Annotated in this window: 17 protein-coding genes; all 17 read left to right on the top strand. The window is 59.7% G+C overall.

Annotation, left to right across the window (positions count from 1 at the left end; genetic code table 11):
- Positions 1-450 precede the first annotated feature (450 nt).
- The 17 genes from tssA (at position 451) to icmH (ending at position 18243) form a co-directional block, all read left to right on the top strand.
- Entirely contained in the window at positions 451-2013 is a 1563-nt protein-coding gene (gene tssA / locus ACYSTU_RS06455; RefSeq protein WP_056790892.1) for a type VI secretion system protein TssA, read from the top strand.
- A gap of 32 nt (positions 2014-2045) precedes the next feature.
- Positions 2046-2549, top strand: coding sequence for a type VI secretion system contractile sheath small subunit (tssB, locus tag ACYSTU_RS06450; RefSeq protein ID WP_016772498.1), 504 nt, complete (start codon positions 2046-2048; stop codon positions 2547-2549).
- Positions 2550-2574: 25 nt separating this feature from the next.
- Complete coding sequence (gene tssC / locus ACYSTU_RS06445) at positions 2575-4050, top strand: type VI secretion system contractile sheath large subunit (RefSeq protein ID WP_016772499.1); 1476 nt, start codon at positions 2575-2577, stop codon at positions 4048-4050.
- Between the two features lie 9 nt (positions 4051-4059).
- A complete protein-coding gene (gene tssE, locus ACYSTU_RS06440) occupies positions 4060-4467 on the top strand; it encodes a type VI secretion system baseplate subunit TssE (protein WP_498996898.1) in 408 nt (135 codons plus the stop codon).
- 11 nt (positions 4468-4478) lie between these two features.
- The gene (locus tag ACYSTU_RS06435; RefSeq protein ID WP_212617446.1) at positions 4479-5003 is read left to right on the top strand and encodes a PAAR domain-containing protein; all 525 of its coding nucleotides are present in this window, start codon (positions 4479-4481) and stop codon (positions 5001-5003) included.
- 12 nt (positions 5004-5015) lie between these two features.
- Positions 5016-5945 carry a DUF6402 family protein gene (locus ACYSTU_RS06430; RefSeq protein ID WP_498996893.1) on the top strand — a complete coding sequence of 310 codons (930 nt, stop codon included), beginning with the start codon at positions 5016-5018 and terminating at the stop codon, positions 5943-5945.
- Between the two features lie 52 nt (positions 5946-5997).
- Entirely contained in the window at positions 5998-6411 is a 414-nt protein-coding gene (locus tag ACYSTU_RS06425; protein ID WP_064365134.1) for a hypothetical protein, read from the top strand.
- A 7-nt stretch (positions 6412-6418) separates the two neighbouring features.
- Complete coding sequence (locus tag ACYSTU_RS06420) at positions 6419-6841, top strand: hypothetical protein (protein ID WP_498996888.1); 423 nt, start codon at positions 6419-6421, stop codon at positions 6839-6841.
- 69 nt (positions 6842-6910) lie between these two features.
- Positions 6911-8698 (top strand): type VI secretion system baseplate subunit TssF, encoded by a 1788-nt coding sequence (tssF, locus tag ACYSTU_RS06415; RefSeq protein ID WP_039757337.1) that lies wholly within the window; start codon positions 6911-6913, stop codon positions 8696-8698.
- A complete protein-coding gene (gene tssG, locus ACYSTU_RS06410) occupies positions 8662-9669 on the top strand; it encodes a type VI secretion system baseplate subunit TssG (protein ID WP_056790879.1) in 1008 nt (335 codons plus the stop codon). Before tssF ends, tssG begins: the two co-directional genes overlap by 37 nt.
- Before the next feature lie 11 nt (positions 9670-9680).
- Positions 9681-12338, top strand: a complete 2658-nt coding sequence (gene tssH, locus ACYSTU_RS06405) for a type VI secretion system ATPase TssH (protein ID WP_498996884.1) — start codon at positions 9681-9683, stop codon at positions 12336-12338.
- A gap of 10 nt (positions 12339-12348) precedes the next feature.
- Positions 12349-13869, top strand: coding sequence for a sigma-54 interaction domain-containing protein (locus ACYSTU_RS06400; RefSeq protein WP_498996881.1), 1521 nt, complete (start codon positions 12349-12351; stop codon positions 13867-13869).
- A gap of 297 nt (positions 13870-14166) precedes the next feature.
- Positions 14167-14307 (top strand): hypothetical protein, encoded by a 141-nt coding sequence (locus ACYSTU_RS06395; protein ID WP_003229566.1) that lies wholly within the window; start codon positions 14167-14169, stop codon positions 14305-14307.
- A gap of 18 nt (positions 14308-14325) precedes the next feature.
- Positions 14326-15522 carry a type VI secretion system-associated FHA domain protein TagH gene (tagH, locus tag ACYSTU_RS06390; RefSeq protein ID WP_016772508.1) on the top strand — a complete coding sequence of 399 codons (1197 nt, stop codon included), beginning with the start codon at positions 14326-14328 and terminating at the stop codon, positions 15520-15522.
- Between the two features lie 5 nt (positions 15523-15527).
- Positions 15528-16028 carry a type VI secretion system lipoprotein TssJ gene (gene tssJ, locus ACYSTU_RS06385; protein WP_016772509.1) on the top strand — a complete coding sequence of 167 codons (501 nt, stop codon included), beginning with the start codon at positions 15528-15530 and terminating at the stop codon, positions 16026-16028.
- Between the two features lie 2 nt (positions 16029-16030).
- Positions 16031-17362, top strand: coding sequence for a type VI secretion system baseplate subunit TssK (gene tssK, locus ACYSTU_RS06380; protein WP_016772510.1), 1332 nt, complete (start codon positions 16031-16033; stop codon positions 17360-17362).
- Positions 17363-17367: 5 nt separating this feature from the next.
- Positions 17368-18243, top strand: a complete 876-nt coding sequence (icmH, locus tag ACYSTU_RS06375; RefSeq protein ID WP_016772511.1) for a type IVB secretion system protein IcmH/DotU — start codon at positions 17368-17370, stop codon at positions 18241-18243.

The following is an 18243-nucleotide window of genomic DNA, read 5'->3' as shown; positions in this document are numbered from 1 at the left end:
CATCATTTTGCTAGCACTTTTGCCGTTGCTCGTTGTCGTCTGCGAAAGGTTAAAAGATGCCGGTCTTTATTCAGAAGTGTCCTACTTCTATTTTTTTCCGGATTTGTCATGCTGCACGTCGCTCAAGGACATGAGCGTCCGGTAAACTCGCCCGTCTGCAACGGGAGGCTCTGGATCAATGGTTTCGCAGGACCATGGTAAACGCACTGTGTATCAATCGGCCTCAGGGAAACCCCTGCGACATATAGGGCGATCTCCTACAGACCGCAATGAACAGTTCGTCTTGTTGTTTAATCAGATGCTTGCTAGTGGCCATCATAGTGATTACGATGCGCCCACTTGAAAGAGCACATCTCAATTGGATGAGTCGCTGAACTGCTCTTCGATACTGTCCCGCGTTGCTGAAACTCCATTCGCGCGCATGACTGTAATCCTTAATAAAGGCCATGGATGTCCTACTCAAGCAAACTTTCCGCCCATTACCTCGAACTCGCAAAAGTCTCTGTTTCCAAAGAGAATTTCGCGGGCGAAGACGTTCGTTTTTCGAGCGAATTCGAGGCGCTGGAAAGTGAGCTGGCCAAGGCTTCGTCGATGCACGAAAGCGGGCAGATCGACTGGCTGAAAATCCGCGAAAACAGCGAAAATCTGCTGCGTACCCAATCCAAGGATCTGCGTGTCGGCGCCTGGCTGACCTGGTCGCTGTACCAGCGCGAATCCTTCCCCGGGCTGCTCGCCGGCCTCGGTCTGCTGCACCATCTGTCGGAAAACAACTGGGCCGACGTCCACCCGCTCAAACCCCGCACCCGTGCCGCCGCGATCGGCTGGCTGGTGCCGCGTCTCGAGCAGGTCATCACCGAAAACATTGCGATCAAGGAGCAGCTGCCGATGTTCCGGCAGCTCTCCGAGCACCTGGCCGGTCTTGAGGCCGCGTGCACTGAACATCTGGGCGATGACGCGCCGCTGCTGCTGCCGATCTCCCGCCGCCTGAAAACCATGATTCAGCGCGCCGCCGACAACCAGCCGGCGCCCGGCGTGGTGGGCGCGGCGGTGGCGCAGGTCAAGCAGGCCGCGACCCAGTTGCTCACTCCTGGCGCGCCGATCGACAACGAACGCGATGCGCACAAAGCCCTGCGCGCCCAGCAGGACAGCGCCCGTCCGTTGTGTGCCTGGTGGCTCAAACAGAAAGCCACCGACCTGCGTGCCCTGCGCCTCAATCGCACGCTGCTGTGGATGACCATCGACGCGGTGCCCGAGCGCAACGCCGAGCAGATCACCGTGCTGCGCGGCCTGCCGCTGGAAAAACTCAAGCTCTATCAGGACCGTTTCGATCAGGGCAAATACGCCGACCTGCTGGTGGAACTGGAGGCGAGCCTGGCGAAGGCGCCGTTCTGGTTCGATGGCCAGAGGATGGTCTGGGAATGTCTCCAGAACCTCAACGCCGAGCTGGCCATGCGCGAAGTGGAAATCCACTTCGCGCTTTTGATTCAGCGCCTGCCGGGCATCATCGAGTTGCGCTTCCATGACGGCGCGCCGTTTGCCGATCCGTCCACCCGGGCGTGGATCGCCGCCAACGTCATGCCGCATCTGCAAAGCGCCAGCGCGCCGCGCAAGGTCGAAAGCGAGAACGTCGAAACCCAGCCGGCCTGGGAAAAAGCCCTCGAGGAAGTCCAGCCGATCCTGCGCAAGGAAGGCTTGAAGCCGGCCGTGCAGATTCTCAAGCAAGGCCTGCAATCAGCCCACGGTGGCCGTGAACGCTTCTTCTGGCAGTTCACCCTCGCGCGGCTGTGTTTCCTGGCCAAGAAATACGAACTGGCCAAGAACCAGTTGGAAACCCTCGATCAGACATTACAGGACTCAGGCCTGCACGCCTGGGAGCCCGATCTTGCATTGCAAGTGCTGCACCTGCTGCACAGTTGCTGCGAGTTGTTGCCGCAGAACCACGCCGTACGTGAAAGCAAGGAAGAGATTTATCGCAGGCTGTGCCACCTCGACCTCGAAGTGGTACTCGAATAGGCCCCAGGGCCACAACCGCAAGGAGAAAAGCCATGGCCAAAGAAGGCTCGGTAGCCCCCAAGGAACGCATCAACGTCACCTTCAAACCCGCCACCGGCGGAGCTCAGGAAGAGATTGAACTGCCGCTGAAGCTGCTGGCAATCGGTGACTACACCCACCGCAAGGACGATCGCAAAATCGAAGATCGCAAGCCGATCAGCATCGACAAGATGACCTTCGACGAAGTGTTGGCCAAGCAAGAGCTGGGTCTGACGCTGAGCGTGCCGAACCGTCTGCAGGAAGATGGCGAGGCTGAAGAGCTGGCCGTGCAATTGCGCGTCAATTCGATGAAGGACTTCAACCCGGCCAGCCTGGTCGAGCAAGTGCCTGAGCTGAAAAAACTGATGGAACTGCGCGATGCGCTGGTGGCCCTCAAAGGCCCGCTGGGTAACGCACCTGCGTTCCGTAAAGCGATCGAAGGCGTGCTCGCCGACGACGAATCCCGCGGTCGCGTACTCGGTGAGCTGGGCCTGAACGCCGCAGCCCCGGACGCCTGAGACTCTTGCCAAGGAAGCCAACACAATGAGCACTAGCGCAGCACAAGAGAAGAGCGCCGCCAGCGGCGAATACAGCATTCTCGACAGCATCATCGCCGAAACCCGTCTGACCCCGGACGACGAAGCCTACGACATCGCCAAGCGTGGCGTGTCGGCGTTCATCGAAGAGCTGCTCAAGCCGCAGAACAACGGTGAGCCGGTCAAGAAAGCCATGGTTGACCGCATGATCGCCGAGATCGATGCCAAGCTCAGCCGTCAGATGGACGAGATCCTGCACCACCCGGATTTCCAGGCGCTGGAATCGTCGTGGCGTGGTCTGCAGTTGCTGGTCGACCGCACCAACTTCCGCGAAAACATCAAGATCGAAATCCTCAACGTCTCCAAAGAAGACCTGCTGGACGATTTCGAAGATTCGCCGGAAGTCATGCAGTCGGGCCTGTACAAGCACATCTACACCGCTGAATACGGCCAGTTCGGTGGTCAGCCGGTGGGCGCGATCATCGCCAACTACTACATGTCGCCAAGCTCGCCAGACGTCAAGCTGATGCAGTACGTGGCCAGCGTTTCGTGCATGTCCCACGCGCCGTTCATCGCTGCCGCCGGGCCGAAATTCTTCGGTCTGGAAAGCTTCACCGGCCTGCCGGATCTGAAAGATCTGAAAGACCACTTCGAAGGCCCGCAATTCGCCAAATGGCAGAGCTTCCGTACCTCGGAAGACTCGCGCTACGTTGGCCTGACCGTGCCGCGTTTCCTGCTGCGTAACCCGTACGATCCGGAAGAAAACCCGGTCAAGTCGTTCGTGTACAAGGAAACCGTTGCCAACAGCCACGAGCACTACCTGTGGGGCAACACCGCTTACGCGTTCGGCACCAAGCTGACCGACAGCTTCGCCAAATTCCGCTGGTGCCCGAACATCATCGGCCCGCAGAGCGGTGGCGCGGTTGAAGACCTGCCTCTGCACCATTTCGAAAGCATGGGCGAAATCGAAACCAAGATCCCTACTGAAGTTCTGGTTTCCGACCGTCGTGAATACGAACTGGCCGAGGAAGGCTTCATCTCCCTGACCATGCGCAAAGGCTCCGACAACGCGGCGTTCTTCTCCGCAAGCTCGGTGCAGAAGCCGAAGTTCTTCGGCATCAGCGCAGAAGGCAAGGCGGCAGAGCTGAACTACAAGCTCGGCACCCAACTGCCGTACATGATGATCGTCAACCGTCTGGCTCACTACTTGAAAGTGCTGCAGCGCGAGCAACTCGGTTCGTGGAAAGAGCGTACCGACCTCGAGCTGGAACTGAACAAGTGGATCCGTCAGTACGTGGCCGACCAGGAAAACCCGAGCGCCGAAGTGCGTGGCCGTCGTCCGCTGCGCGCTGCGCAAGTGATCGTCAGCGACGTTGAAGGCGAGCCGGGCTGGTACCGCGTGAGCTTGAACGTGCGTCCGCACTTCAAGTACATGGGTGCCGATTTCACCCTGTCGCTGGTTGGCAAGCTGGACAAAGAGTAAGAGCGACTCATGGACGGATACGGCAGCCTGTTCGAACGCCTCAACGGCGACGCACAACTACGCAAGGGCGACAGCCTTGAGGCTTGCGCCATGGCGTCAGTGGCTGCCCATCTGGCCAAAATGCTCAGCACCCGGGCCGGCAGCGTGCAAACGCTGGCCGACTACGGGTTGCCCGATCTCAATGACATGCGCCTGAGCCTGCACGACTCCCTCAGTCAGGCACGTCTGGCTATCGAAAACTTCATCGAAGCCTACGAGCCACGCCTGAGTAATGTGCGTGTCATTTCCTTGCCGCGTGACCACGATCAACTGCGCCTGGCCTTCAGTATCGAAGGCTTGCTGGAAGTCGAGGGTTTCAAGCGTCAGGTCAGTTTCTCCGCGCGCCTGGATGGCAGCGGTCAAGTCAAGGTCACCTAAGGAGATCCCCGATGTCTGGCAAACCCGCAGCACGCGTATCCGACCCCACCGCTTGCCCGCTCCCCGGCCACGGCACCAACCCGATCGCCGCCGGTTCCGGCGACGTATTCTTCGACGGCCTCGCGGCCGCCCGCCAAGGCGATGCCTCGGCGTGTGGTGGTGCGATGTCGGGCGGTTTGGCGACCACTGTATTGATCAATGGCAAGCCTGCCGCGACGGTTGATTCGGTGGGGACCCATGGCAACAAGGTCACGGCTGGGTCCGGGACGGTGATTATTGGCAATTCGCATTCGCCGGCGCCGTTTGTGCCGCCGTTGCCGGTGGAGATCAAATGGCCGTTTAACGAGCACTACGTCATCAATTGTCAGGACTCTGGGAAGCCACTGGCGGGAGTGGCATACAGCTTCAAAACAGCCTCGGGGAAAGTTATCAGTGGGGTCACGGGAGCCGACGGGAAGACGCAAAAAATCTCGTCCTCTATAGCGGAGTCCTATGAGTTGACTATTGAACAGCAATCTGAAGTTGTAATTGGATAAAAGGATTTTGTTATGGCGGATACGAAAATAGCATCAAGTCTGACGCCGGCCAGTAACCAAACTGGTAAGTCTGCAGCTGTCCGTCAATTCAAAATCACAGATATACCTGATGCGATGGATAAGATGAAATGGCCAGTTGCTGCGAAGCTTATGCGCCACTGGTTTGATGGCGCGCCATGGCCAACCGCCGATGGTGCGATGAGTAAAGAGGTCAAAGACCATATTGCTCTTGCTGACATCGCCTACGTGAATGACACTATCGTAAAAATGGACTGGTTGATGCAGTTTGAACCTGCGAAAGCTGTCATTGAAGAGCTTAAGTCTGCTTGGGATAATACTGCAGGTCGTAATAATATAAGCAAGAAGATTAAAGATAAGTATTTTGGCTCGGCGCCGGGTGTCTATTCTTTTAAGTTTGCGAGCGCCAGGAAGGTTGAAGAGTTTGGATACAGTAATAGTCGAGCAGTTAAATTTGGCCTGATAGACAAGACTGATGAGTTGCGAGCTGCGCTGGCAAACTTTAATGTTCGCGTATTTCCAGAAGGAAAACTGGTGATTTCCGTAGATAGCATTCAGCTGTTTGTGGAGCGAATTGGGTTTTATGCTGAGGATGCGTATGACTTCAATGACTCACCGGATGACAATTTCAGTCAGCCATTGGGGTTCTGGAACTTTGATGGTATAGCCAACCCTGCCTATGCGGCCACCGCAAATACCGGTGCAGCGCAGATGAAGTCAGACATCGCTTCAAACCCCTATATCAGTGCGGAAGATTCTCAGGCGATGTTTAGGGAAATAGAGAGCTCGCGTTATTTCTATATTACAAATTCTCACTTTGTAAAATATCGGATGGAATTTAAAAAAGGCGGTGATTTCCAGGTTTTGTCTGATGTTCAATATCAAAACGTTCCCGCGACAGTTATTAATGTTTGGAATAAATGATGCGCATTTTTACTCGTGTACAATCCGCTGTCGAACTGGGTGTGGCGAAAAAATGACTACGCTTAAAAAGAAATGGCTAGTGCCTATCAGTTTGCTCTTGGTGTTTATTGCATTGCTCGTTTATTGCTTGAACGCAATGCTGGATTATCCTGCAAGTACAACTACAGCTAGTCCCTCGGGCCGCTACACAATTGAGAATGTACGTGTCGGCAGGATCTTCATGCTTGGTGGTATGGCGTATTTAAGAGTTATCGATTCAAAAGAGCCAGAAAAGGTATATCGAACCCCGTTGTATGATACTCAGTCATTGGATATGCGTACATTTGAAGATGATGCTGAGGTTGGAATTACTTGGATCTCCTTCGAAAAGAAAGATAAGGCTTTTGTAATTTCCATGCCGCAATGGGAAGAAAGCTGGCTGAATATTTTCATCAGTAATACACCCTACGAGATTCTGGAAAACTGATAGCAGTATGAACAGCTACGTCCGTCTCGACCTATGTTTATTAACCCACGCCCTCGGATGCGTGGCTTATGCATTTTTGAATTACGCGGTTGTGCATGCTTACAAGCTTTTTAACGGCGGATTTACCTCCCATGGCGTCGCCATCGGAATTGCGACTTACTCACTGTTTTACATTTTTCTGGGCGCCAATCTGATCGTTGCGCTGACTCCAAATCTGGTTGCCAAGCTGGTCATCCTTTTTCTGATGGTGGGCTTCATCCTGCTCTGGATGCTACCCGACAACCCGTTAAGAGCCCTGTTCTACGGCGTGGCCCAAGGTTGCGTCACGTTGCTGGCGATCCTCACCACTCAAGTCATCGAGTTGCGCTGGGCTTTGCGAAACATCACAGGTCGCATTCAGCCAAGTCGGCCTGCGGGTGCAATCCAATGACCAAGTCGGGCGTTGAACGTAATTCACAGGTCGGTAATTCCATGAGCTCCATTACCAGGCAGGTACCCCGTGTCCTTTAACCACTACTACCAAAGCGAACTCACCGCACTGCGTCAGCTCGGTCGCCGTTTCGCCGAGCGTAGTCCGGCGCTGGCGCCGTATCTGGGACAGGCCGGTCGGGATCCGGATGTGGAGCGGTTGCTCGAAGGCTTTGCGTTTCTCACTGGGCGTTTGCGCCAGAAGCTCGACGACGAGCTGCCGGAGCTAAGCCATTCGCTGATGCAGCTGCTGTGGCCGAACTACATGCGCCCGCTGCCGGCGTTCAGCATTCTGCAGTTTGATCCGCTCAAGCGTTCCGGCCCGGCGCTGCTGGTTGAGCGCGATACGCCGATCGAGAGCAAGCCGATCGAAGACGTGCGCTGCCGTTTCCGCACCTGTTACCCGACCGAAGTCTTGCCGCTGGATCTGGCTGCGCTGAACTACTCGGTCAAGGGCGATGGCTCGCTGCTCAGCCTGCGTCTGGAAATGAGCGCTGACGGCCACCTCGGCGAACTGGAGCTGAGCAAGTTGCGCCTGCACTTTGCCGGTGAGCGCTACATCAGCCAGATGCTCTACCTGAGCCTGCTGCGCAACCTCGACGGCATCGAACTGATCCCGCTCGACGGCGCCGGCAAGCCGATTGATGGCGTCAGCGGCAAGCCGATGGCGTTCAAGATTCCCGGCGACCGGGTGAAACCGGTGGGTTTTGCCGAAGAAGAAGCGTTGATCCCGTATCCGCTGAACACCTTCCGTGGCTATCGCTACTTGCAGGAATATTTCGCCTTCCAGGACAAGTTCCTGTTCGTCGACGTCAACGGTCTGGACATTCTCAAGGCGCTGCCGGAAGACACCCTCAAGCAGATGCGTGGCCTCGAATTGCGTTTCGACATCCGCAAGAGCGGCATCATGCGCATGCGCCCGACGCTCGATAACGTGAAGCTGTTCTGCACGCCGATCGTCAATCTGTTCGAGCACGACGCTCTGCCGATCCGTCTCGACGGCAAGCAGGACGAGTACCTGCTGCTGCCGGCGGAATACGACCTGGAAAACTGCGGCGTGTTCTCGGTGGAAACCGTCACTGGCTGGAAGCCCGGCGGTCTCGGTTATCAGGAGTACGTGCCGTTCGAGTCCTTCGAGCACGACCCGAGTTTCGACGTGCCCAACAGCCGTCCGCATTACAGCATTCGCCAGCGTTCGTCCTTATTGCATGACGGCCTCGACACTTACCTGAGCTTCGGCATCCGCCACACCGAAGCCCACGAAACCCTGTCGATCGAGCTGATGTGCACCAACCAGAACCTGCCGAAAAAGCTCAAGCTCGGCGACATCTGCATGGCCAGCGAGCAGACCCCGGAATTCCTCAGTTTCCGCAACATCACCCCGGCCACGTCGAGCTTCGCGCCGCCGCTGAACCGTGACTTCCTGTGGAAGCTGATCAGCAACATGTCGCTCAACTATCTGTCGCTGGCCGACGTCAATGCGTTGAAGGTGATTCTGGAAACCTACGACCTGCCGCGCTACTACGACCAGCACGCGGAGAAGGTCAGCAAGCGCCTGCTCGGCGGCCTCAAGCACATCAAGCATCACCACGTCGACCGCCTGCATCGCGGCCTGCCGGTGCGCGGTTTGCGCACCGAACTGACCATCGACCCGGAAGGCTATATAGGCGAAGGCGACCTGTTCGTCTTCGCTTCGGTTCTCAACGAGTTTTTCGCGCTTTACGCCAGTCTCAATTCATTCCATGAGCTGCGGGTAAAAAGCACACAGGGAGAGGTGTACCAATGGACACCACGTATGGGCCTGCAGCCCCTGCTTTAAGCGGGCTGACCAAGGTAATACGCGAGTACTCGCTGTTTCAGGCCGTGCTGCTGGTGATCGACCGGCTGCGCGAGGCACACCCGCATCTGAGCGAAGACGATCTGTACGACCAGGTCGAGTTCCAGGCCAACCCGAGCCTGGGCTTTCCGCGCAGCGACGTCGATCGCGTCGAGTTTTTCGAAGAACACGGCAAGATGCGCGCGCGCATGCGCTTCAACCTGATCGGTCTGGTCGGCTCCGGTTCGCCGCTGCCGGCGTTCTATGGCGAACAGGCCTTGGGCGACAGCGAGGACGGCAACCCGACGCGCAATTTCCTCGACCTGTTCCACCATCGCCTGCAACGACTGATGCTGCCGATCTGGCGCAAGTACCGCTACCGCGCGAGCTTCCAGAGCGGCGCGATTGACCCGTTCTCGGCGCAACTTTTTGCGCTGATCGGCCTGGGTGGCGACGAGATCCGCAAGGCCAAGGAACTCAACTGGAAACGCCTGCTGCCGTACCTCGGTCTGCTCAGCTTGCGGGCGCACTCGGCGGCGCTGATCGAAGCCGTGCTGCGTTACTACTTCAAGCACGAAGACCTGGTCATCGAGCAGTGCATCGAGCGCCGCGTGGAAATTCTCGACGAGCAGCGCAATCGTTTGGGCCGCGCCAACAGCGTACTCGGCGAAGACCTGGTACTGGGCGAGCACGTGCGCGATCGCAGTGGCAAATTCCGCATTCACATCACCGAACTCGACTGGCAGCGATTCCATGAATTCCTGCCGATCGGTTTCGGTTACCAGCCGCTTTGCGCGCTGGTGCGGTTCACCTTGCGTGACCCGCTCGATTACGACATTCGCCTGGTCCTGCGCCAGGAAGAAATCCGCGAACTGCGCATCGGTGAGCAGAACGCCTGTCGCCTCGGTTGGACCAGTTGGCTGGGCCGCGAAAAAGCGGACGGCGTGGTGACCCTGGGCAGCAAAATTCATTAAGGACGTGAGCCATGATCAACGTAGACCTGCAACAACTCATCCAGGCGCTGGACGCCGAAACCCGTCGTGATCTGGAACGTTCGGCCGAGCGTTGCGTCGCCCGTGGCGGCAGCAAGATCCTCGTCGAAGACTTGCTGCTGGGCTTGCTCGAGCGCCAGAACGGCTTGCTGTCGCGCGCGCTGCAAGATGCTGACGTCGACGCCGGTGAACTGACCGCTGCATTGCAATCGCGGGTCGAGCACAGCGCTTCGCGCAACCCGGTATTCGCTCCGGAACTGGTGCAATGGCTGCAAGACGCGCTGCTGGTGGCCAACCTCGAGCTGGGCCAGACCCAGGTCGAAGACGCCGCGCTGATCCTGGCGTTGCTGCGCAACCCGATGCGTTATGCCGGCAGCCGCTATCAACCGCTGCTCGCCAAACTGAACATTGATCGCCTGAAGGAATTTGCCCTGTCGCAACAGGAGCAACCGGCGGCCAACGGCAAGCCGGCGGCGCAAGGCGAATCGCTGTTGCAGCGCTTCACCCACAACCTGACCCAACAGGCCCGCGACGGCAAACTCGACCCGGTGTTGTGCCGTGACGGCGCGATCCGCCAGATGGTCGACATCCTCGCCCGTCGTCGCAAGAACAACCCGATCGTCGTCGGTGAGGCCGGTGTCGGTAAGACCGCCATCGTTGAAGGCCTCGCCTCGCGCATCGCTGCCGGTGAAGTGCCGCAAGTGCTCAAAGGCGTAGAACTGCTGTCGCTGGACATGGGCCTGTTGCAGGCCGGCGCCAGCGTCAAAGGTGAATTCGAGCGTCGTTTGAAAGGCGTGATCGACGAAGTCAAAGCCTCGCCGAAACCAATCATCCTGTTCATCGACGAAGCCCACACGCTGATCGGCGCGGGCGGCAACGCTGGCGGTTCCGATGCGGCCAACCTGCTGAAACCGGCGCTGGCCCGTGGCGAACTGCGCACCATCGCCGCGACCACCTGGGCCGAGTACAAGAAATACTTCGAGAAAGACCCGGCGCTGGCCCGTCGTTTCCAGCCTGTGCAATTGCACGAACCGACCGTCAGCGAAGCGGTGACCATTCTGCGTGGTCTGGCTCAGGTCTACGAGAAGAGCCACGGCATCTACCTGCGCGATGACGCGGTGGTGTCCGCTGCTGAATTGTCCGCGCGTTACCTGGCCGGTCGGCAACTGCCGGACAAGGCCGTCGACGTCCTCGACACCGCGTGCGCCCGCGTGCGCATCAGCCTCGCTGCGGCCCCGGAAAGTCTCGAGCGCCTGCGTGGCGAACTGGCTGAAGGTGGCCGTCAGCGCCAGGCGCTGCGCCGCGATGCCGAAGCTGGCTTGCTGATCGACCACGAAGCGCTGGAGGCACTGGAAGCGCGGCTGGACGAAGCCGAAAGCGAGATGGTTGCGCTCGAGACCTTGTGGACTGAGCAAAAAGCACTGGCCGAGCGCCTGCTGGAACTGCGTCAGCAACTGGCCAAGGCCCGCGAAGCCGCAGCCGTCGAGCCGACCGTCAGCGTGGAAGAAGACGCCGAAGGCACCGTGATTGAAACCATGGGCGCCGAAGTCGAAGAAGGCCAGAGCGTCGAAGCGCTGGAAGCTCAGCTGCATGAAACCCACGCCGCGTTGACCGCTGCGCAAGTCAAAGAACGTCTGGTCAGCTTCGAAGTCTGCCCGCGTCTGGTCGCCGAAGTGATCAGCGCCTGGACCGGTGTGCCGCTGGCGCAACTGGCCCGCGAGCACAACGCCAAGGTTGCCAGCTTCGCCACCGACCTGCGCACACGCATCCGTGGTCAGGAGCAAGCCGTGCACGCGCTGGATCGCTCGATGCGCGCCACCGCTGCCGGTCTGAACAAGCCTGACGCACCGGTCGGTGTGTTCCTGCTGGTCGGCCCGAGCGGCGTCGGCAAAACCGAAACCGCGCTGGCACTGGCGGATCTGCTGTATGGCGGCGATCGCTTCATCACCACGATCAACATGTCCGAGTTCCAGGAGAAGCACACCGTCTCACGTCTGATCGGTGCACCGCCGGGCTACGTCGGTTACGGCGAGGGCGGCATGCTCACCGAAGCCGTGCGTCAGAAGCCGTATTCGGTGGTGTTGCTCGATGAAGTCGAGAAGGCTGATCCGGACGTGCTCAACCTGTTCTACCAAATCTTCGACAAAGGCGTGGCCAACGACGGCGAGGGTCGCGAGATCGACTTCCGCAACACGTTGATCCTGATGACCTCGAACCTCGGTAGCGACAAGATCAGCGATCTCTGCGAAAACGGCGCACGGCCGACCGCCGAAGTGCTCGAAGAAACCATTCGCCCGGTGCTCAGCAAACACTTCAAACCGGCGCTGCTGGCGCGGATGAAAGTGGTGCCGTACTACCCGGTGGGCGGGCCGGTGCTGCGCGAGCTGATCGAGATCAAACTCGGCCGTCTAGGCGAGCGCCTGAACCGTCGTCAGCTGGAGTTCAGCTGGTGCCAGAACCTCGTCGATCACCTGTCCGAGCGTTGCACGCAAAGCGAAAGCGGCGCGCGCCTGATCGATCATCTGCTCGATCAACACGTGCTGCCGCTGGTGGCCGACCGTCTGCTCGACGCGATGGCGACCGGCGAGAGCCTCAAGCGTGTGCATGCCACGCTCGACGGCAATTCCAGCGTGACCTGCGAGTTCGTCTGAGGTGGGCGTGATGTTCACTCAAGTGCCGCAGCCACTGGTCTATGCCGAAGCGTTGCTGGCGCAGTTCGCCAGTCTTTCGCGCGCGGCGGACAGTGCTGCGCTGCTGGGTGAATTCGTCCGTGGCCTGGCCGAACTGAGTGGCTGCGAACTGACGCAGCTGTATCTGCTCGACGCCACCCACACCTGCCTGGGGATGAATGCCGAGTGCCTCGACGGCGCGCTGCAACCGCGTCAGGCGGCGAGCCTGCCGGCGGATTACAACGGTGAACAACTGCTGCAATTCGCCCTGTGCCAGAACCGCGTGGTGTGCCTCGACGACCTGACCGGCAGCCTGCACGAAACCAGTTTTCTGCCAGCGGCGAGCACGCCGTGGCAGTCGCTGTTGTGCGTGCCGCTGGTCAATCAGCACAAGTCGGTCGAGGGCTTGCTGCTGTGTGCCAGTCGCCGTCGCACTGACTTGCAGGGTTTCGCCGACTCCCTTGGCCAGCTCGGCTCGTTCGTGCTCGGCCAACTGCATCTGCTGCAACGCCTGCGTCAGCCAACCGCCGAATCGGCCACCGCCACTCGCAGCGTGCCGAGCATCAGCGGCTACGGCCTGATCGGTAAAAGCGCGGCGATGCGCCAGACCTACTCGCTGATCAGCAAGATCCTCCACAGCCCGTACACCGTGCTGTTGCGTGGCGAGACCGGCACCGGCAAGGAGGTGGTGGCACGGGCGATTCACGATTGTGGTCCGCGTCGCTCCCAGGCGTTCATCGTGCAGAACTGCGCGGCGTTCCCGGAAAACCTGCTGGAAAGCGAGCTGTTCGGCTATCGCAAAGGCGCCTTCACCGGTGCCGATCGCGATCGTGCCGGGCTGTTCGACGCGGCCAATGGCGGTACGTTGCTGCTCGATGAAATCGGCGACATGCCGTTGTCGCTGCAAGCGAAGATTCTGCGCGTGTTGCAGGAAGGCGAGATTCGTCCGCTGGGTTCCAACGACACGCACAAGATCGACGTGCGCATCATCGCCGCGACGCACCGTGATCTGGCGGCGCTGGTCAGCGAAGGCAAGTTCCGCGAGGACTTGTACTACCGCCTCGCACAATTCCCGATCGAGCTTCCGGCCCTGCGTCAGCGCGAAGGCGACATCCTCGATCTGGCCCGGCATTTCGCCGAGAAGACCTGCACGTTTTTGCAGCGTGACCCGGTGCGCTGGTCGGATTCGGCGCTGGAGCATCTGTGCGGCTACAACTTCCCCGGCAACGTTCGCGAACTCAAGGCACTGGTCGAGCGCGCGGTGTTGCTCTGCGAGGGCGGCGAGTTGCTCGCCGAGCATTTTTCCCTGCGCCTGGAAGCGATGCCGGAAGACAACAGCGGCCTGAATCTGCGCGAACGCCTGGAGCAGGTCGAGCGCACATTGCTGCTCGATTGCCTGCGCAAGAACGACGGCAACCAGACCCTCGCGGCCCGCGAACTGGGCCTGCCACGGCGCACGCTGCTGTACCGCCTCGGGCGCCTGAATATCAATTTGGGTGACTTTGATGGTTGAGCTACAGCACTTCTTCGAACCCAACACATACCCTGTGGCGAGGGGATTTATCCCCGTCCGGCTGCGCAGCAGTCGCAGTCCGGTACATACGGTTTCACTGAGAAATCGCGCTGGCAGGTTATGGGGGCGCTGCGCGCCCCAACGGGGACAAGTCCCCTCGCCACGGGAGGTCGCCGTACCTCCAGGCTATGGCTCAAGGCTCCGATCTAGAGGCTTCGAGCCCACCTCAAGAACTTATTTCAGCGCCGCCCGCAAGGGTCGGCGCTTTGTGCTTTGTCTACACCTGGAGACCCTCTGATGTCTGTTCGTCACTGGCACGCTGTCCTGCTGACCCTCGTCGTTCTATGCGGCCTTGGCGGCTGTAGCGGCAATTACAAATTCAACGACAACGACTATCGCCCGTTGGGTGATCCGCAAGCGGTCAATCGCGGCAAGTGACCGCAAGGAGCATCAAACATGGAATTGGTTTTCGAAATGCTGAACACCAAGCAGTTCGTGCCCACCGAGCTGTGCCAGCGGACCTTCAAGCAGGCCGGCGGCGTGATCGGGCGCGGCGAGGACTGCGACTGGATCATCCCTGACCGCAAGCGGCACCTGTCCAATCATCACGCGATTGTCAGCTACCGCGAGGGCTCGTTCTTCCTCACCGACACCAGCAGCAACGGTGTCCAGGACGGCAGCAGCGGCGCGCGCCTGCACAAGGGCGAGCCGGTGCGCATCGAGCACGGCAGCACCTACATTCTCGGCGACTTCGAGATCCGTGCGCGGCTGGTTCGTGACCCGGCGACCTTCGACGGCGAAGTCGGCCGCCCGCGCGCCGCTGGCAGCATCATTCCGGACGACGCGTTTCTTGACCTCGACCCGCTCAACGCCCTCGAACAGCAAGAGCGCGTGTACTCGGAAATCGACGAACTGCTGTCGCCTACCGCCAAGCCGGAAGACTCCCGTCAACGTGCTGACTACGCGCGCATCGACATGGAAAGCCTGATGGTCCCGGAGCTGATTGCCGCCCCGGTCGAACCTGAGCCGGCGCCTGCACCGAAAGCCGTCGAGCGTCAGAGCGAAGGTTTCTGGGAGCACTTCGGCGCGGCGCTGGGCGTCGACGTCAAAGGCCTCAGCCACGACGAACGCGAAGCGCTGGCGCTCAACGCTGCGCGCCTGCTGCGCCAGAGCATCGGCGGTTTGCAGCAGAGCCTGCGCACCCGCTCCGAGCTGAAAAACGAACTGCGTCTGGCGCAGACCACCGTGCAAGGCACCAACAAGAACCCGCTGAAATTCGCCGTCGATCCGAGCGAAGCACTGCAGATTCTGTTGCAGCCAAGCAAGCCTGGACACCTGCCGGCCGAGCAAGCGATCTCCCGTGCATTCCGTGATTTGCAGGCGCACCAAGTGGCTTTGCTGACCGCCAGTCGCGCCGCTGTGCGTGGCACGCTGGAGCACTTCTCGCCGGAGCAACTGACCCTGCGTTTCGAGCGCGACAGCAAGCCATTGATCGCCACTTCGGGCGGTCGCTGGAGAGCGTTCGGCCGCTATCACCAGGCACTGCGTCAGGACGATGACTGGAGCGAGCGTCTGCTGGCCCGCGACTTTGCCCAGGCCTACGAAGAACAGATCCGCCTGATCTCCACCCTCCACACCGACCACCAAGGATGATGCGCATGTCTCGCCGCTCGACCGCTTTTTTCAAGACGCTGACTGCGCTCACCGTGCTGGTGCTGCTTGCCGGTTGCTCGTCGCTGTCGCCGTACTCGAAAGTGACCAAGATCAATCTGAAACTGACCGGCAGCGATCAGCTCAACCCGGACCTCAATGGTCGGCCGTCGCCGATCGTCGTGCGTCTGTTCGAACTCAAGCACCCGGTGACCTTCGAGAACGCTGATTTCTTCAGCCTCTACGAGCGCGCCAAGGAATCCCTCAACCCGGATCTGGTGGCCAGCGAAGAACTTGAACTGCGCCCGGGTGAAACCGTGGAACTGAAACTCAGCGTGGAGGAGGGCAGCCGTTACGTGGGCATCCTTGCTGCCTATCGCGACCTGCCGGATACGCAATGGCGCCACACCGTGCAGATCACTCCGCTGGAACTCACCGAGGCTGATCTGACCCTCGATCAGGCCGGTATCCGCAATACCCAACAAGTGCTCGCCAAGGCGGATGACTGATCATGAACACCCATAAAGTCATTTGGCAGGAAGGCATGCTGCTGCGACCGCAGCACTTCCAGCACAACGATCGCTATTACGATCACCAGATGAAAACCCGCACGCAATTGCTCGGTGGTTACACTTGGGGTTTTCTCAATCTGGAAATCGACTTGCAGTTCCTCAACATGGGCAAACTGGTGATCAGTGAAGCCTCGGGGATTCTGCCCGACGGCAGCCTGTTCGAACTCGGTGGCAACACCGAGCCGCTGGCGCTGGACGTGCCGCCGAACACCGGCAACACGCCGATCTATCTGGCGCTGCCGCTGGTCACCGGCAACCACATCGAGGCCCGGCGCCCGGAGCAATCCGACGTGCTCGCGCGCTACACCGCGTATGACGCCGAAGTCGCCGACTCCAACGCCGGCGACGATTCCGCCAGCCAGGTCAGCTGCGGTCGTCCGGACTTCAAACTGTTGCTCGGCGAGCAGCAGAGCGATCAGGCCTATGTGAAGCTGAAAATCTGCGACGTGCTCGATACCACGCCCGACGGCGTGATCAGCCTCGACCCGGATTTCGTCCCGACCTACATTCAGGCCCACGCCTCCAGCTACCTGCTGTCGTGCCTGAAAGAAGTCATCAGCATGCTCAGCCACCGTGGCGACACCATCGCCGAGCGAATTCGCTCCAATGGCAAAGTCGGCGGCGCTGAAGTCGGCGACTTCATGATGCTGCAACTGATCAATCGTACCGAACTGCTGCTGCGCCATTACCTGGGTCTTGAGCAGGTGCACCCGGAAGAGTTGTACCGCACGCTGCTGACCATGCTCGGTGATCTGGCGACCTTCTCCGGCGAGAGCAAACGCCCGCGTCTGGACAGCCGCTATTCCCACGCCGATCAGGGCGCGAGCTTCCGCAAACTGATGGAAGCGATCCGTCAGGTGCTGTCGATGGTGCTCGAACAGCACGCCATCGAGTTGATCCTGCAGGCGCGTCAGTACGGCATCATTGTTTCGCCGTTGCACGACCACAAACTGCTCGGCTCGGCCTCGTTCGTGCTGGCAGCCAGTGCCAACTGCGACTCCGAAGAACTGCGTCAGCGTTTGCCGCAGCACCTCAAGGTCGGCCCGGTGGAGCGCATCCGCCAACTGGTCAACCTGCACTTGCCGGGGATCAAGGTCAAACCGTTGCCGGTGGCACCACGGCAGATCGCGTTCCACTCGAACAAAACCTATTTCATTCTCGAACTCAGTTCCGAAGACCTGGCACAACTCGAACGCTCCGGCGGTTTCGCGTTCCACGTGTCCGGCGAATTCGCCGAGCTTGAACTGAAATTCTGGGCCATCAGGAACTGACCGACATGATCAAGGAAACGGATTACAACCAGGACGACAAAACCGTCCTGCTCGACCGTCAGGGCCACGGACCGGCATCGAGTCCGCTGACCGACTTCGCCGCGCCGCCGCGTTTCGAGCAACTGGAAGAACGCATGATCTACGCCGCGCGCCTGCGTCCGGCCGAGGCTTTCAACATCAGCCTCAACTCGCTGGTCGCGGCCTCGTCCGATCTGCTTTCGGAAGTGGTGCGTCTCAAGCACAGCGAAACCCGCGAAGACCTGTATGCACTGAATGAGCGGCTGACTGCCGGGCTGAAATTGTTTGAAGTACGCGCCCTGCACAACGGCGCCGAAAGCAGCCAGGTGATGGCCGCGCGTTACGTGCTCTGCACCGTGGTCGACGAAGCCGTCGTGACCACGCCGTGGGGCAACGAAAGCGAGTGGTCGCAGATGAGCCTGCTAAGCAGCTTCCACAACGAAACCTTCGGCGGCGAGAAGTTTTTCCAGCTGCTCGATCGGCTGTCGAAAAACCCGGTCAAGCACCTGCCGATGCTCGAACTGATGTACCTGTGCCTGTCCCTCGGTTTCGAGGGCAAGTACCGCGTACAGGCACGCGGCATGCTTGAGCTTGAAGGCATCCGCGACGCCTTGTACCGGCAGATCCGTCAGTTGCGCGGCGACGTGCCGCGCGAGTTGTCGCCGCACTGGGAAGGCCTCAACGACCAGCGCCGCAACCTGGTGCGTATCGTGCCGGCGTGGATGGTGGTGCTCTTTACTCTGGTCTGCCTGGTGGTGATGTATTCGGGCTTCGCCTGGGTCCTGAGCGAACAACGCGACACTGTTCTGCATCCTTATCAGCCGCTTGATCCAGCCGCGGTGCAACCGCAGGCGCAGCCGTAA

This window comes from Pseudomonas glycinis (assembly GCF_054871425.1).
The sequence above is the reverse complement of the archived record's forward strand: the minus strand, read 5'-3'. Positions and strand labels throughout refer to the sequence as shown.

What these genes read in the sequence shown, in the direction of transcription:
- tssC (WP_016772499.1), top strand. Translation starts at nt 2,575, where the DNA reads ATGAGCACTAGCGCAGCACAAGAGAAGAGCGCCGCCAGCGGCGAATAC.
- tssJ (WP_016772509.1), top strand. Translation starts at nt 15,528, where the DNA reads ATGTCTCGCCGCTCGACCGCTTTTTTCAAGACGCTGACTGCGCTCACC.
- tssH (WP_498996884.1), top strand. Translation starts at nt 9,681, where the DNA reads ATGATCAACGTAGACCTGCAACAACTCATCCAGGCGCTGGACGCCGAA.
- ACYSTU_RS06435 (WP_212617446.1), top strand. Translation starts at nt 4,479, where the DNA reads ATGTCTGGCAAACCCGCAGCACGCGTATCCGACCCCACCGCTTGCCCG.
- ACYSTU_RS06430 (WP_498996893.1), top strand. Translation starts at nt 5,016, where the DNA reads ATGGCGGATACGAAAATAGCATCAAGTCTGACGCCGGCCAGTAACCAA.
- tssB (WP_016772498.1), top strand. Translation starts at nt 2,046, where the DNA reads ATGGCCAAAGAAGGCTCGGTAGCCCCCAAGGAACGCATCAACGTCACC.
- tssG (WP_056790879.1), top strand. Translation starts at nt 8,662, where the DNA reads ATGGACACCACGTATGGGCCTGCAGCCCCTGCTTTAAGCGGGCTGACC.
- tssA (WP_056790892.1), top strand. Translation starts at nt 451, where the DNA reads ATGTCCTACTCAAGCAAACTTTCCGCCCATTACCTCGAACTCGCAAAA.
- ACYSTU_RS06395 (WP_003229566.1), top strand. Translation starts at nt 14,167, where the DNA reads ATGTCTGTTCGTCACTGGCACGCTGTCCTGCTGACCCTCGTCGTTCTA.
- ACYSTU_RS06425 (WP_064365134.1), top strand. Translation starts at nt 5,998, where the DNA reads ATGACTACGCTTAAAAAGAAATGGCTAGTGCCTATCAGTTTGCTCTTG.
- tagH (WP_016772508.1), top strand. Translation starts at nt 14,326, where the DNA reads ATGGAATTGGTTTTCGAAATGCTGAACACCAAGCAGTTCGTGCCCACC.
- tssE (WP_498996898.1), top strand. Translation starts at nt 4,060, where the DNA reads ATGGACGGATACGGCAGCCTGTTCGAACGCCTCAACGGCGACGCACAA.
- ACYSTU_RS06400 (WP_498996881.1), top strand. Translation starts at nt 12,349, where the DNA reads ATGTTCACTCAAGTGCCGCAGCCACTGGTCTATGCCGAAGCGTTGCTG.
- tssK (WP_016772510.1), top strand. Translation starts at nt 16,031, where the DNA reads ATGAACACCCATAAAGTCATTTGGCAGGAAGGCATGCTGCTGCGACCG.
- icmH (WP_016772511.1), top strand. Translation starts at nt 17,368, where the DNA reads ATGATCAAGGAAACGGATTACAACCAGGACGACAAAACCGTCCTGCTC.
- ACYSTU_RS06420 (WP_498996888.1), top strand. Translation starts at nt 6,419, where the DNA reads ATGAACAGCTACGTCCGTCTCGACCTATGTTTATTAACCCACGCCCTC.